The sequence below is a fragment of the Pseudarthrobacter siccitolerans genome (genome assembly GCF_001046895.1).
Classification (GTDB): Bacteria; Actinomycetota; Actinomycetes; order Actinomycetales; family Micrococcaceae; genus Arthrobacter; species Arthrobacter siccitolerans.
This window is the reverse complement of record NZ_CAQI01000042.1, coordinates 297,935-312,813: the sequence shown is the minus strand read 5'-3', so window position 1 is coordinate 312,813 and position 14,879 is coordinate 297,935. Positions and strand designations below refer to the sequence as shown.

Here is a 14,879-nt window from a genome sequence, read left to right as displayed (position 1 = left end):
TCAAAAATTGCCAAGTGCGGCTCCTCGCCAGGAGCATTCGCGCTGCACAGAACCAGAAACCTCAATACGGTTCACCGCACTGCCAGAGATGGCTACTCTCAATAGCCTGCGGGTCGCATCCATTGACGACCGAGTAGATCATTGGTTCTGGACGTTGCATCGCCCCCTTAGACCGACTCGATTGGACATTCCTTTGCCACAGCCCACTAAGCCACTCAGCGTTTTACAGTCCAAAGTCCTGGAATGGGTCAATGACGGCTGCCCTGGCGGAGTCTTTGAAGGCTACTCACATCGGATATCCGCCCGAGCCTTGGCCGACGATCGCTACATCACCATCACAGGCAGGGGGCCGACCTGGACGGCCAGGATCACCCAACTGGGTGTGGAACTGCTCAAGAGCACCGACGTCTCCGATTCCGACAGCCACACACCTGAATCTGAAGCCGACAAATTCATACAGAAGCTCATTGCCGCCGGCGGCGTTATGGAGGTCAACATCGCCGCCAATGACGCCCTGATTCGTGACGTCATGAAGTCAGCCCTGCGCCCCAAGGGCTACAAGCTCGAGATAGCTGGCGTCGGGTCATGGCAGCGCCCAAAGTACGAGGCACGTTGGGCTCGCCATTTCCCTGATGACGTTGACGAGCGCCCCGTGCCGGTCCCTGATTCGGTGAGCAAATACCACCCGATCGCCAAAGCGTTCCGCGACGGAACTCGGAGGGTGTCGAAAGAGCATGTCGCCCGGGCAGCCAGGCTGCTGCACGCGCTGGCCACGGAAGGTGCAGCCCGCGGTTACGAAGCGACGCTCCCCTCGAGCCACAAACGCACCGACACTAGGAGACCCACAACTCTCGACGGTGATATCGCGATCACGATCGGCTCAACCACTGTTCCTTTGGAAATGCGGGAGCTCCCCCCGAACGGCGGATCCGCAAGGCCATACATCCCCAAATACAACTCCCGCAACCAGTCCTGGACGACAGTAAACAACACCGATTTCGTATCAACGGGGCGGCTCCAGCTGGAGCTGACACAAAAATACTCAACCAACGGTCGCCGAGAACGGTTTCGCGACGGCAAACGGCAACAACTCGACACCGCCCTGCCGGCCATACTTCGCGAGATCGAAATTCAGCACCTCAACATGAGTGGAAACGCGAGCAAGCACGCCTCAAGGAGGAGGAAACCCAACGCCGGTGGGAGGCCGCCATGAAGCGTGCACGCATACGGATCCAAGACCACCACAAGGCCGAGCAGCTCAAGATGCAGGCAGACGCCTGGGCAGAAGCCGGCACGCTGCGCAGGTACGTGGACGCCCTTGAGACGAGGCTGGGCTCAGAATCGGACATAGAGTTGGTCAACCGCGGGCTGGCCTGGCTGACATGGGCCCGCGATTACATTGACACCAAGGATCCCCTGCTTCAACCGATCGATGTTCCCGTCCTGGCAGACTACAGCGATGAAGACCTAGTGCCCTTTCTCGGCGGCTGGAGCCCGCACGGTCCGCATGGGATGAGGTAGAAGCGTAATCGCTTTTGGTATGAGCTGATTTTCCTGCATGTTTGCAGCCCTTCCAAGAGACCGCACTTGGCCTATATTTCGCCGCGCCCGGCGGACTGGTGCGAGTCAGTGACGGGTAGATGCCCCGACCTCTCTGAACACGAGCCTGACATGGGTGGCGAAGGTCTCGCTCAGCACCTGCTCTACTTAGCATGCGGCAGGGCATGGCTGCGACACCCATCCCCGTCCTTCGCACGTCAAAGTCGACAAGGGGGCAGTATGGTCAGAACACCTGTAGGAAGTACACGGATGGGGTGGCGTTATGAGTAACTTATTCGGATCATACGATGCATTCTTTTCCAGAGGCTTCAGATCACGCGAATGCATTTATGCAGATTCCGTCGTCGGTTGCCTGACACCAGGCACCGAAGACCGCTTCAAAGAGGCAGTGTATTTCGCGAGCCAAATGGAAGCTGGATATCATGATCCTCAAAAGTTTCGCTATTCGCTAGGTGCTTTTCTTTCTGCATATGGGTCGATTTCGGAAATTTTATCCAAGGAACTTGAGGCCAATGGTCGGTGGGCGGACTGGAAAAAGCATCTCGCGACCCTTCCACCTGAAATAACTGTCAACGAGTATGGCCCCGCTCTGACTCGCGCCCGCAACATAAATGTTCACCAGAAGTCGGTCTTCGCCGGAAGCAACTGTCAGATCGGCCTCTACCGCGGCCGAAGGCACAAGCTGAGTATTGCCTCAGATATTGACTGGGATATCTCGAGCGCTGAGCTGATCGACCGGCTATGGGATTCTGAGTTCGGCGGAATGATGCTGGACAAGGAACACTCCGCAATTGGCGAACAGTACGGGGTTCGAAGAGTTTATCGCCTCAGGAAGATTTCAGACGAACTCCCAGACCAAGACAAAGATCTGGACGTTCTGGAAATTGTTCGCAGGGCGCTGCTAAGGACACACGACCTTCTGGGATTTACCCACACCATGGACGGTCAGGTGGTTGGCCTGCTGAGTGGCGAGGAGGTCGCGAACTCCCTCACCTACGCCCAGGTCACAATCCTGTTGGAAAGCGACGTACGACCCGAATTACTTCAGCTCTGGAACTGGCCGGATCTCGGGGAAGAGCTACTGCCGATTCCAAATTTCTAGCATCTGGTGGTCAGGGACTTCCCTCTGGCGGGAACGCGCTACGGCAGATCCGGTCCTTCTCCTCGGGTCCGACAGGGCAGCGAAATTTCCGTTTTCCACATACGCCGGGACTCCCCTACCGACGGCCGGCCGCTGATGCTGGACTGGGTCCATGTTTAGCTACGAAGACATCATCCTGCTCGGAGAAGAACGGGTCCTCGTCATCCAGGAACACAAGGACGACTGCTGCTGGTGTGGAGAGATCTGGCGCTGAGAAGATTCCATTGTGGATACCTTGCAGCACCGGAAACCTGCCATCTCGAAATGACCTCGCAGATACCTACAAAAGGTAGCCCGGTCCGAGGATCCTTGCTCAAGCCGCTCATGTTGCTCATTGGCAAAGCAAGTCCACCTGTTCGATAACCAAAGGACTAGGACTAGGGTTACAGCGCGGCCGGCAACTGGCTGGTCGGAACCGGAGCCTTGCACTTCCTAGAAGCGCCGGACGTCTTGGACTATGCCTTTTAGCTCTCGCGCGAGGTCGTATACACTTCCTTTCTCACCTACCACTCGAAGGCTGACCTCAACTGCCTCGACGTTCTTGGAATCATTGAGGTATAGCGTGACGTCGTAGCCCTCGTCCCTCATAGTAAGCAAGATGCCGTCCGACGAACTTTGGAGCGGTGACGCCAATCCGATGCTACTTCGAAGGGTGTCGAGAACGGCATCGAGCGTGCCGAGTACCTCCACCTCAACCTCACTCCACGGCTCGAAGCCTTCATCCGATTGCCGTTCTGACTGCCAGTGCTCATTCGTCGGGCGAAGAATCAGGAAGTGCTCGTCGTGAGGATGCCTTGATTCGTACTCTTGCAGGTTGTCGTATTGCACCTCAGGTCGGCAGACTCCCGCTTGTTGTCTGTAGCTGCTGTCCAGCAAGCGCCAGCCGTTCCATCGAACACTCAATTCGACTTGCTCTTGAGAATCGAGAACGTGTTGAGTACTTAGTATCTGGAGTATTTTGTATGCAGGCGCGACGAGCCCAACCCGCGAGTGCATCCCGATAGATTGTGCATTGGCCTGTTGACCAGCCTGCTCCGGAAGGACCTGACCTTCAGGATTCTGCTTAGCATCTTGCGCTTCTTGGCGCTCCTTGAAATGACCAACATGGACGCCCAGGAGCCGGTATTCGCCGTTGTCTAGTTGAGCGAAAACCGGGGCTCCGCTCATTCCCCTGGAGGCACTGCTTTCTACAAGATAAGCAGCCATCCTTCCCCAACTTCCATCGATTGATCCAACGGGCACCATGGCGAGCCGACCAAAATGTGCCATAGGCTCTAGGAGACCGCTGAAATATTCGCTGGTCGGGCGCGTCGGCTGGACTGCTGGGGCTGGTGATTAAGACTGGTCTTATGCAGGGACGCGAGGATGCGCAACGCGGGTATTTGGATGTGGAGGCGCTGGCCGGTGAGTTGTTGGCTCCGGGCAGTGTCTTCGCTTTTCTGGCCGGGCACAGGGGGCGGCTGTTCCCGGATTCGATGATGGAGGATCTGTTTCCGTCTCGCCGGGGCAGGCCTTCGGTTCCGGCGCCGGTGATCGGCTCGGTGCTGGTGTTGCAGGCCTTGCAGGGCCTCTCTGACCGGGAAACCGCGGAGGCACTGACCTTCGATCTGCGCTGGAAGGCAGCGTGCGGGTACGGGCTGACTGATACCGCGTTCCATCCGAGCACGCTGACGTACTGGCGAAGGCGGCTGGCCGGCTCGAAGAATCCGCACCGGATTATGGAGGCCATCGCCGAAGTCGTCGCGGAAACCGGGGTACTGAAGGGCAAGCGCCGGCGGGCGGTGGATTCGACGGTCCTGGACGACGCGGTCGCCAGGCAAGACACGATCACCCAGCTGATCGCCGCGGTCCGGCGCTTTGGCCGGGATGTCCCCGGCGGCCAAGACCTGGTGGTCAGTCACGCGAAGGGGTATGACTACAGCCGTACCGGCAAGCCGGACATCGCCTGGGATGACCAGGACGCCAAAGACGGGCTGATCTCGGCCCTGGTCACCGACGCGCTTGCCCTGCTCGCCGCGGTGGATCCAGAGATGCTCGAGGGTAAGGCCGCTGATGCGTATGCGTTGTTGGCCTTGGTCGCCGGACAGGACGTGGAACCGGCCGAGGATTCTGACGGGACCGACGGGCGGTGGCGGATCGCACGGAAGGTCGCCCCGGACCGGATGATCTCCATCGTGGACCCGGACGCCCGGCATGCGCATAAGACCCAATCCAGGCAGCAGGACGGTTACAAAGCCCACATCGTGATCGAACCCGACACCGGGCTGATCACCGCCGCGGAACTGACCAAAGCCTCGGGGCCGGAAAACAGCGACGGGACGGTCGGTGCCCGGTTGCTTACCCAGGATCCAACGATCAGCGGGACCAGCGTCCAGGTTCTGGCCGATTCGGCCTACGGTTCCGGGGACATGCTTGCCGCCCTCGCCCTCACGGGTCATACCCCGGTGATCAAACCATGGCCGCTGCGCCCGACCGTTGAGGGCGGGTTCACCCTCGATGACTTCACCGTCGATGAGGCAGCCGGCACTATGACCTGCCCGAATGGCCTCACCCGCAAGATCACCGCAAAACGACGGGTCACGTTCGGCGCCGCCTGCACCGGCTGCCCACTCCGGGACCGGTGCACCGCATCGCCACGGGGACGCAAGATCCAACTGCACGAACACGACGCGCTGCAGCGCGAACACCGTCAACGCGCCGCGGATCCGGCCTTCCAAGACGACTACCGCACGCACCGGCCCATGGTCGAGCGGTCCATCGCCTGGCTCACCCGTGGCAACCGCCGCGTTCCACACCGGGGCATCAGACGGAACAACGCCTGGCTACGCCTACGGATCGCGGGACTGAACCTACGACGCATGCTCGCTCTCGGACTGACCGTAAACGAGGGATCGTGGGCGCTGGAATAGGCCACCGTCAGAACCCTCGGCTCATCAACAAAATCACCTGGACGATGCACCAGATTCAGAGGCAGAATGAAGTCAAGCGGGCGGAACGACCCCGTTGTCGCACCCAAGGGTGCTGACCAGAACACGCCGCTAGACGGCCATTGGTGGCGTTCCGCCCGCCTACAACCCGCCTTAGTTCAGCAGCCTCCTAGGCGCATTGGGTCCCCAGGCACGAACTGGAGTAGGCCGACTGTGAGCGTGGGTAAGCCTATTGGTGCAACGTCGCTATAAATGTTCCTGCGGAATTCCAGGAACTGGTCGGCACGTATGGCGCGGATCGATCTTCCAACAACTTCATCCGAGTACAAACCCGAATTTAGCCTTTGCACGGCAATATCTATCCAGGCTTCATCGACCCAGTCGTCATCTTGGCAAAGCTCGTCGTACTTTATAGTTGACCAATCGCTGGGGTCTAGTTCGGCCGACTGGATTCCCACGTCGCCCATCCAGGAGCATTGGGCAGTAAGTTTGTGCAGGTCCCCGTCCTTTGTGGTCGCGCAGTGGCGTGCACTCACGACGTATACGTGGAAATACTCCCGTCCACCTATTGGCCGCGAGAATGGAACGGTCACAACGAAGCAGGTAGCTACTCTTCGTCCAGCCTCGTTAGACAGGAATAGAGCGTTGTCCAGCGCTGAGCTGGCAGTATAAAAAGCTCCTGAGCGGGGAGAGAAGCTTTCACGTTCGTCGGGCAGGTTTGTCAGCGCAATCATCCTTCTATTCGGTTGAGCTACCTCGCAAGTTCAACTCCACATTCTTGAGACGCCGACTTCTCAAAGTCAACCTGTGGTCACAACGGATCCGACCATGAGTTGGGTCGATCGATAAGACCCTCGGCCAACTGAACTCCGCCGGAGCCGTTTAGACCCTCAAGGCATCCGCCGGCCTGCACATTCGCGCCCCTAAGGTCCTTTCCTTGATCATGTCCGGCTACTCTCGGTGGCGTGGATACTCCATATCGCCCCTACAAGACAGGTTTCGATGCCTTGGACGAACTCGACCAAGTCGACTGGAGCCGGCTAAAGCACTGCTACGGACGAGGCGTCGTTTCCTTTGGCGTTGAGGGCGACGTGTCATTCGCCATCGCAGGCGACGTGTCACGATCGTTGGCCGCGCTTCGGACTGATCCATCCCTGGCAATCGGTGACGGACTCTACTCGAACATCTGCCATCAGGGCACGGTATATCAAGCAACGGCCTATGCCGTGCCCTTCATCGCAGTAGTCGCGGCCGGCGATGTTCTGGACGAGCTGCGCATACCACTTGTCGTGCTCCTGGGCGACATAGCAATCGGAGGGAGCTACATAGCTCCTCACGGGTCCCATGCGGGCTCGTTCGGAGACCATGTAGACGTCTTGGTCACGGAATCGCTTGCCGCGTCGATGGAACGACTGTCTACGATCCGAACGCCCAGGCTTGCGGCGCTGATCAACGCAATTCAGTCGCTTCTTGTCCAACCGACCGTTGAGAGCCGTGATGCCGTCGAGTCCGCCATCGACGTTGCACTGACGCCGCCAGCCACGCTCTAGGTGTATTGTCCACGGACGTTAGTGACGCCCGGCGTGGTTTGGTGACATGAAGAAGACCTCCGGGTGGAGTGGGGCTTGTCTAGAGTCCAGTTCCACACACGGAGGCCTTCATGTCCCACCCTAACGCTCTATTGACCCCTCGCCGCCGGCTTCAGCTTGCTCAATGCGTCGTGGATCAGCACTGGAGTCTGCGCCGTGCTGCGGAACGGTTTCAGGTCTCGGTTCCGACCGCTGTGCGCTGGGCGGAGCGCTACCGTGAGCACGGCCCGGAAGCAATGGAAGACCGATCCAGCCGGCCGCATTCCTCGCCACAGCGGACTGCAACGCGAACGGAGCGGCGGATCATCGCCGTACGCGTGAACCGCCGGTGGGGCCCTGCAAGGATCGGCTACTTGCTGGGAATCCACCCCTCGACCGTCCATCGAGTGCTATCCCGTTACCGGCTGGCCAAACTGACTTGGCTCGACCGCGGCACCGGAAGGGTAATCCGCCGCTACGAGCACGACAAGCCCGGGGACCTGATCCACGTAGACATCAAAAAGCTCGGACGTATCCCCGACGGAGGCGGACACCGCGTCCTGGCAGAGCTCCCGGCCGCCGCAACAAAGCAAGAACACCGTTCAACCGCAGGCCCGGCTACCACTTCCTCCATAACGCCGTCGACGACCACTCACACCTGGCCTACACCGAGATCCTCGCCGACGAGACAAAGGAAACTGCAGCAGCGTTCTGGAAACGGGCTAACGCCTGGTTCCAAGCCCATGGAATCACGGTCCAGCGCGTCTTGACCGATAACGGGAACTGCTACCGGTCCCGCGCCTTCACAGAAGCCCTGGGCCCGGACATCAAGCACAAACGCACCCGCCCCTACCGGCCGCAGACCAACGGCAAGGTCGAACGGTTCAACCGCACCATGCTCGAGGAATGGGCCTACACGCGCCCCTACCGATCAGAGGCCGAGCGTGTTGCCGCTTTCCCGGACTGGCTGCACGCCTACAATCACCACCGAGCCCACACCGCCCTCAAAGGTCAGACACCGGCCAGCCGCGTCACCAACCTCTCTGGTCAATACATCTAGGACGGTGCCCGGAATCGTTCCTGCCGGCGGCAAACGCGATGGCGAAATCGGCAAAAAGGAAGCCACCAACGTTACTAATGAGGTGGGTCGTTGCGGTGCCCGAAAGACGTACAAAATGCGCCAAATACCGCGTTATTCCGGGATCTTGGTAACCCACCTCCTATAGCAACTTCGGTGGCACGCAGCTCATTCGATCACGCCGGTGAATGTTAACAAACGGGATGGGTCAGTTCGGTCCGTGTTTCCTATATTCAAGCCAAAATTCTGGGCATTCAATCGGCCCCTGGTGCGGCGATCAAGTCGATGGGGCTGAGCTTGACCGGACGACGATAGCGCCTCGCGAGAAACCATCTAAGAGGAACTTCATTGACGAACGTTCAAGAACTAGGTGGGTGGACAAATGCCCAGGTCGCATCCTGCTCGCTCGGCTATCCAGCGTCCGTCTGATGGACGAGCAAACGGGCGCGTGGTTGGTCCACTCGTGGAATGCGGGCTCGGGCTCGGACACGACAGACGGTTTCAGGCGGAGGCTACCGTCAACAGGTGCGCCGCCGATTGACTCCGAAATTTGTCGTCCGGAAGTCCAAGCGGGCAGGCTAAATGTTCACAACGGCGCCACGGCTGCACGATCGATTGAAATTAGTCGCGCCTCGTTGTCTAGCGACTTCGTTCCGTCACCTCATGCAACAATTGTGCAAATTCATAGTAAGGCGGAGATGAGCAAGACAACCCCAGGCAATGATCGCCCGACCCAAAACTCGCCACGGGAAGTAACCCGACAACGACCGGGGTGCGGATGCTCTGGAAATATTGACGCATGATCACCCCTCGCTTCGTCGTTGTGAGCCAAGACACGTGGCCACTCAAGACAGCCGGTACGTTCACTCTGGTCGTCGACGCGTGGGACGACTTCCACTACAGGACCAGCTACGTGCTCCACTACGGCACCGGAGATGCGGCAACTGAGATCGGTGCCGTCAAGATAGCGTCTCGAGGAATGAGGGAGCGAGACCCTCATACAACGTTGCCGAGCACCTTTAGGCGGCTCACCAGTGAGTTCTATTCACTAGGACAGGACCGCGAATACTACGAAGCGCTCGCGAACCTCCCGAACGAGATCGGACGCCAAGCGCTTCGCGCGCTCCGTGATGTGGCTGAAAACGCAGCCATCTTCGAAGGCGTTCAAGACGAGCCCGCTCTCACGACTTCACTACTCCGTTCGGTCCCGAAACAAACTGTGGCCGTCCAATTCAATCGAATCATTGAGGGGCGGGCGCCACTAACGCCGTACCGGTTCAGCTATTCGCGCTCGTCCGGCTCGACCGCTCCGCCTCTAAGGCTCGAGTTCGGAGTTCATCTCGACGTCATGCCACCGACGAATGTGCATGTTCTTATCGGCGCTAACGGCGTCGGCAAGTCACGCTTGCTTCGCGATTTCGTTCAAGCGGCCAGCGGTTCAGTAGGGGCGTCCGGAACCTTCCTGGACCAGATGCCGTCCGAGTTTTCTACCGACTCACAAAATGTGCCGTTTGCAAACGTCGTGCACGTAGCCTTCTCTGCGTTCGACCGCGACAACCGGGAGCCGCTCGGTAACACCGTGGATGTTCATGCTGTTGGCTTGTCGAGCGGGGCTGGCGACCCGCTCGGCACCCAGTTCACCAAGAGCCTCCTCGTCTGCTCCAAAGGCCCGCGACGGGAACGATGGCTTACGGCCGTTAGAACACTCGCAGCAGCGGATGGCATCCTTGCCGACGCAGGCCTCGAGTATCTCATCAACTCTGAGGATGCGGACGAAGTGTTCGCCGCGATGAGTTCAGGGCACAAGATAGTCCTCCTGACAGTGACGCGCCTTGTCGAGCTTGTCGAGGAGCGTTCCCTCATACTCGTTGACGAGCCCGAGACACACCTGCATCCGCCACTATTGTCTGCCTTGACAAGAGCAGTCTCCGATCTCGTGATTGACCGCAATGGAGTCGCAATCATTGCAACGCATTCACCTGTCGTGCTGCAGGAGGTGCCACGCTCATGCATCTGGATGCTCCAACGGAGCGGGGATGATCTTCGTGCCTCGCGGCTCAGCACAGAGACATTCGGCGAGTCTGTCTCTCGCCTCACTTCTGAAGTATTCCATCTCGACGCCAACCGGACCGGATACAACCAGGTACTCCGCACGCTACTCGATCAGAACAACAGCTCGGCGGAACTGGTCATGGACGCCATTGGAGGGCATCTGGGCAGTGAAGGACGCTTCGTTCTAAGTTCGCTTGAATACCACCAGGACTAAGACCGTGTATAGCCTGAATCCTCCCTCATTCACCGCGGCCGACGCCTACTCAGCCGCAGTGGGAACAATTAAGAAGAAGGTGCATCGCTCACCGTATGTCGCGTCAGCCGCGGCTGTCCAGGCGAGGTGCGATGCTTTCGAACGCCTCGCTACGCATGGCCAGTTTGACCTGGCAGAGGGCAGCGACTTCGACGTTGCAGGGCTCCTTGGCTCGGCAATGGTTGAGCTCTACGACAAACAATTCAGTCACAACCAAGGCACAAAGGCGATTCGCAATGGCATCAAGAACGCGGCCAAGAATGCGCTCTGCCCCTACTGCGGCGAGGGTTACGCATCAGAACTAGATCATTACCTACCGAAGACCAAGTTTGCTGGGACGACCGTGCATCCAGCGAACTTGGTGCCCGCATGTGGCGACTGCAACTTCGAAAAGCGTGCGTACAAGCCCGGCCGTGACAAGCCTGCAGTACTACACCCCTACTTCGACACTGCCTTCAACGTTCCATGGTTGACCGCCACTGTCATCAGCGGTCCCCTCGGGACACCAGTAGTTGATTTTAGGGTGGGCCTCCCCCAGCCATACCCTGAGCTTGAGGCCCGGCTGAACCAACACATGACTGTTTTCAAGCTCTGGAAAAGGTTCGGCACGTGGGCCGCTCAATCGCTGGACAATTTCGAGACGCTCCTGAGGACCTCATATGGGCAGTCCATGACTTGGGAAGGAGCCCGTAAACACCTTCGGTTAACCGCGCTCCAACAGTCGGGCGGCCGCGTGAATTCTTGGGAAGGAGCAACACATTTGGCCATGCTCGAGAGCGACTGGTATCTCTCCAGCTACTTGAAACTGGCGTGACGCACTCGCCTTCATGAAACATCAATTTGGGTGACCCACTGCCGTGGCCTGAACAAAGATGTCACCGCAAATTAACGCTGTCATGAAGGTGCAGTCCTCGCTCGAGGCCTTTACAGCTTCCCGGGGCTGGCGGATCCATGACTGCCCGACGTCCAGCAAATGCTGGAGTCCGACATTACTGCCTCGCCGAGCCTGTAGGGTCACGGTCGGAGGGTTGGCGCAAGCGGGCGACGCTATCCAAGCTGTTCGGCGACGAATTGGGGGTGGGGTACACACCCCCGTGCACACACAAGCGGTCCTGCTCCTCGCCGAGGGACGGACCGTCAGTATGCTGCCGCTGCCTCCGGGGGTCTCCTCCTCCAGCCCCTTCGCCATCTATTCTCAATAGCCGGCGGGTCGCATCCGTTGCACACTGAGTCGATCATTGGTTCTGGGCGTTACTCTGCGCCTTGGACCGACTCGGATTGGACTTTCTTTGCCACCGCACCCTAAGCCACTCAGCGACTTACAGTCCAAAGTCTTGACATGGGTCACCGACGGTTGTCCGAGTGGCATATTCGAAGGCTACTCGCATCGGATGTCCGCCCGGGCATTGGCGGACGACCGATACATCACCATTTCAGGCCAGGGTCCGACCTGGACGGCCAAGATCACCAGCCGGGTGTGGAGCTGCTCAAGAGGTTGAGTCATTCTTGTGCGGCCGTTGTTAATTCCATCATCTTCCGAGCATAGGTGTCGCCATCGATCTCGCGTTCTTGATACTGGCGCATGAGCTCATCGATTCGAGACTGCAGTTCTGTGCGGTCCATAATCATCTCCTGTTGATTTGGGGTGCTGAATTGAGGCTCACCCTTGGCCGGCGAATGTCGAGAATGATCACTTCGATTCCATCTCATCCTGAGCCTCGCACCAGTGATCACCAATGTGCCCCTTATCCAATCGGCATCGCACCCCTCCGAATTTATGCCGACCAAGCGGAAAGTATAGGGCATCGCACCATTTTTCAGTGTCTGGCACTGGAGTCCTTTCTGCACTAGCGCCCGGCGGACGAAGTCATCTAGCCCATAGAGTAGCCGAAAGTGCCATGACGGGGCCCTCCCAGCTATCCGGGCATCTTTGACGAGGCATCGGATGACGTGGTGTTCCTTCCAATACCCGGCTTGGGGACCGGGCTGGAGCCATCCTCGGATGTCCCGATCTCGGTGCATCGGTGGGGAGCGTTGGGTTCCCAGCAGTGCGACCGGACGTCCACCCCAGTCGTGACGGCTTCGGTTGCCCGGCCGACACGGTGACTCCTATGAAGAATGACTCACCACAATCAACGGACGCATACGGCAGGATTACCCTCGTGGAGACCTTCAAGCGGACGCCGCTACAGCTGTTCAACCTGCCACAGCACTTTGTGATACCCCTGTTCCAGCGCCCCTACGTCTGGAAAGAGGATGAGCAGTGGGAGCCACTATGGAAAGACATTCGGCGCGTCGCAGAGCTGCGTATGAACGAGCCCCACCTGGCACCACAACACTTCCTGGGAGCCGTCGTTCTCCAGGCACAGGAAGCCGAGAGCGCAAGACTCACCACATGGAATGTCATCGACGGCCAGCAGCGACTAACGACGCTGCAGCTGCTCGCCGACGCGACGTGCGCCATTCTCGCCCAGGCAGGGCTTTCGAAGTACGCCAGCCAGTTGGAAGGCCTGACGCACAACTCCGAGAGCTTCATCGAGGAAGATGAAAGCCCGCTCAAGGTTCTGCACCTCAACAATGATCACGACGCCTTCCTGGAAGTCATGACAGCGGAGCCACCGGTCGACCACTCTGACCTCAAGCACCATGAATCCCGGATCGTTCATGCGCATCGGTATTTCACGACAGCAGTCACCCAGTGGCTCGGGAACCCTGGCACAGACGAATTGGCGGCGAGGGCCAAAGAACTCGCTCGCGTCCTGCTCGATGACCTGCAGCTGGTGACCATCGAGCTCAAAGCGTCCGAGAACTCGCAGGAGATCTTCGAGACGCTCAACGCCCGCGGAACTCCCCTGACGGCGGCGGACCTGATCCGGAACTTTGTGTTCCAGCGGCTTGAAGCTGAAGGCGGAGACACCAAGAAGGCCTACCGCGAGGACTGGCCCTTCGAGGCAAGGTTCTGGACGAAGGAGGTCAGTGTCGGTCGCTACCTCGTGAGCCGAAGCTCGCTCTTCTTCAACCAGTGGTTGATCTCTCGTACAGGTGAGGAGATCAGCCCGCAGTCGACGTTCACCAGATTCAAGTCGTACGTCGAGCACACAGCCGGGCACAAGATGGTAGACCTGCTCGCCGTGATCAAGCAGCAAGCTGCGCTTTATGAGTCGTGGACTGAAGCCTCGCTCAGGCCTGACGGCAACCTCGGTGCTGTCGAGATGGCTTTCCACCGCATGAATGCCGCTGGCATAGAGCTTCTTAAGCCACTCATGCTCTGGCTGTACGAACCCGGGAGGGATCTTCCACAGCACGTTCTCGACGCCGTGATCCGTGTCGCGGAGAGCTGGGTCATCCGTCGGCAACTGCTTCGCCTCACGGGCTCTGATCTCGGCCGCATCGTCGCCGATGTTATCCACGCCAACTCCGATGTCGAAGCCAGCGAACTGGTCGAGCGCGTCACCGGGTACCTCGCCCGTCTCAATGTCTCCAGCACGTATTGGCCTGGGGACGACGAGATCAAGGTGGCGCTCAAGGATGAGCCCGCCTACCGCCGTTACCCACGCCCTCGCCTGCGCATGTTCCTGGAGGCGATCGAGAACCACTTCCGCGCCGAAACCAAGCAGGCACAAGTCGTGCGATCGGGGCTTCCTATCGAGCACATCCTTCCGCAGAAGTGGCAGGAGAACTGGCCACTGGACACACCTGAAGAACAGCAGGACCGTCAAGCTCATGTGCACCGCCTCGGCAACCTGACACTCCTGACCTCTCCCCTCAACTCGAAGATCTCCAATGGCCCGTGGCCGGCCAAACGGCACGCGATGCTCAAGCACAACACGATCAGTCTGACCGGGCGCGTGGTCGCGGACACCGAAGGAGAGGTGTGGTGTGAATCGCTCATTGACCACCGGACAGAGGTCCTGGTCGAAACGCTTCTCAGGGTGTGGCCTGTCCCCGACGGACACAAAGGTCAGGTAGTCGACCCCCAGGCCAAGGCGGAAGATTGGGTCCAGCTCAAGCACCTGATTGCTGCTGGACTCCTTTCCCCGGGTGACAAGCTCATCGCCACGCACCGCGACTTCAAGGGCGTCGAAGCGCTGGTCAGGTCGGACGGATCGATCGAGCTTGACGGCAAGCGTTTCACCGCGCCGTCATCGGCCGCTCACCACCTGCGCAAGAAGGCCACGAACGGCTGGTACTTCTGGGTTGTCACGGACGGGCGTCGGCTGCGGGACCTTCGTGCGCAATTCCAAAGCCTGTCAACTTCAGTACCGGCCGATGCAGAGAACTGAGTCGACCGGTGAAAATG

The 14,879-nt window shown here is 59.1% G+C and carries 10 protein-coding genes and 1 pseudogene; 9 read left to right on the top strand and 2 right to left on the bottom strand.

The window, feature by feature from the left end; translation table 11 throughout:
- Nucleotides 1-310: 310 nt before the first annotated feature.
- The 3 genes from ARTSIC4J27_RS10630 (at nt 311) to ARTSIC4J27_RS10620 (ending at nt 2,662) form a co-directional block, all read left to right on the top strand.
- Nucleotides 311-1,213: a hypothetical protein gene (locus tag ARTSIC4J27_RS10630; RefSeq protein WP_050055155.1), complete on the top strand. Its 903-nt coding sequence runs from the start codon at nt 311-313 to the stop codon at nt 1,211-1,213.
- Complete coding sequence (locus ARTSIC4J27_RS10625; protein ID WP_050055154.1) at nt 1,210-1,521, top strand: hypothetical protein; 312 nt, start codon at nt 1,210-1,212, stop codon at nt 1,519-1,521. Before ARTSIC4J27_RS10630 ends, ARTSIC4J27_RS10625 begins: the two co-directional genes overlap by 4 nt.
- Nucleotides 1,522-1,822: 301 nt before the next feature.
- A complete protein-coding gene (locus ARTSIC4J27_RS10620) occupies nt 1,823-2,662 on the top strand; it encodes a hypothetical protein (protein ID WP_152683843.1) in 840 nt (279 codons plus the stop codon).
- A 471-nt stretch (nt 2,663-3,133) separates the two neighbouring features.
- On the opposite strand, the gene ARTSIC4J27_RS22500 is transcribed toward ARTSIC4J27_RS10620, so the two are convergent.
- The gene (locus ARTSIC4J27_RS22500) at nt 3,134-3,907 is read right to left on the bottom strand and encodes a hypothetical protein (RefSeq protein WP_152683842.1); all 774 of its coding nucleotides are present in this window, start codon (nt 3,905-3,907) and stop codon (nt 3,134-3,136) included.
- 143 nt (nt 3,908-4,050) lie between these two features.
- On the opposite strand from ARTSIC4J27_RS22500, the gene ARTSIC4J27_RS10610 reads away from it, so the two are divergent.
- From ARTSIC4J27_RS10610 to ARTSIC4J27_RS10585, 5 genes and pseudogenes are all read left to right on the top strand, one after another.
- Nucleotides 4,051-5,610, top strand: a complete 1,560-nt coding sequence (locus ARTSIC4J27_RS10610) for an IS1182 family transposase (RefSeq protein WP_050055151.1) — start codon at nt 4,051-4,053, stop codon at nt 5,608-5,610.
- Nucleotides 5,611-6,635: 1,025 nt separating this feature from the next.
- Entirely contained in the window at nt 6,636-7,178 is a 543-nt protein-coding gene (locus tag ARTSIC4J27_RS10600; protein ID WP_050055149.1) for a hypothetical protein, read from the top strand.
- A 110-nt stretch (nt 7,179-7,288) separates the two neighbouring features.
- Nucleotides 7,289-8,256: pseudogene (locus ARTSIC4J27_RS10595) on the top strand (IS481 family transposase).
- Nucleotides 8,257-9,073: 817 nt separating this feature from the next.
- Nucleotides 9,074-10,540 (top strand): AAA family ATPase, encoded by a 1,467-nt coding sequence (locus tag ARTSIC4J27_RS10590; RefSeq protein ID WP_050055148.1) that lies wholly within the window; start codon nt 9,074-9,076, stop codon nt 10,538-10,540.
- Nucleotides 10,541-10,544: 4 nt separating this feature from the next.
- A complete protein-coding gene (locus tag ARTSIC4J27_RS10585; protein ID WP_050055147.1) occupies nt 10,545-11,393 on the top strand; it encodes an HNH endonuclease in 849 nt (282 codons plus the stop codon).
- 686 nt (nt 11,394-12,079) lie between these two features.
- Here the strand turns inward: ARTSIC4J27_RS10585 and ARTSIC4J27_RS23410 are convergent.
- Nucleotides 12,080-12,202 (bottom strand): hypothetical protein, encoded by a 123-nt coding sequence (locus ARTSIC4J27_RS23410; protein ID WP_268794389.1) that lies wholly within the window; start codon nt 12,200-12,202, stop codon nt 12,080-12,082.
- A gap of 539 nt (nt 12,203-12,741) precedes the next feature.
- Here ARTSIC4J27_RS23410 and ARTSIC4J27_RS10580 point away from each other — a divergent pair.
- Nucleotides 12,742-14,862 carry a GmrSD restriction endonuclease domain-containing protein gene (locus ARTSIC4J27_RS10580; RefSeq protein WP_200900793.1) on the top strand — a complete coding sequence of 707 codons (2,121 nt, stop codon included), beginning with the start codon at nt 12,742-12,744 and terminating at the stop codon, nt 14,860-14,862.
- Nucleotides 14,863-14,879: the final 17 nt, after the last annotated feature.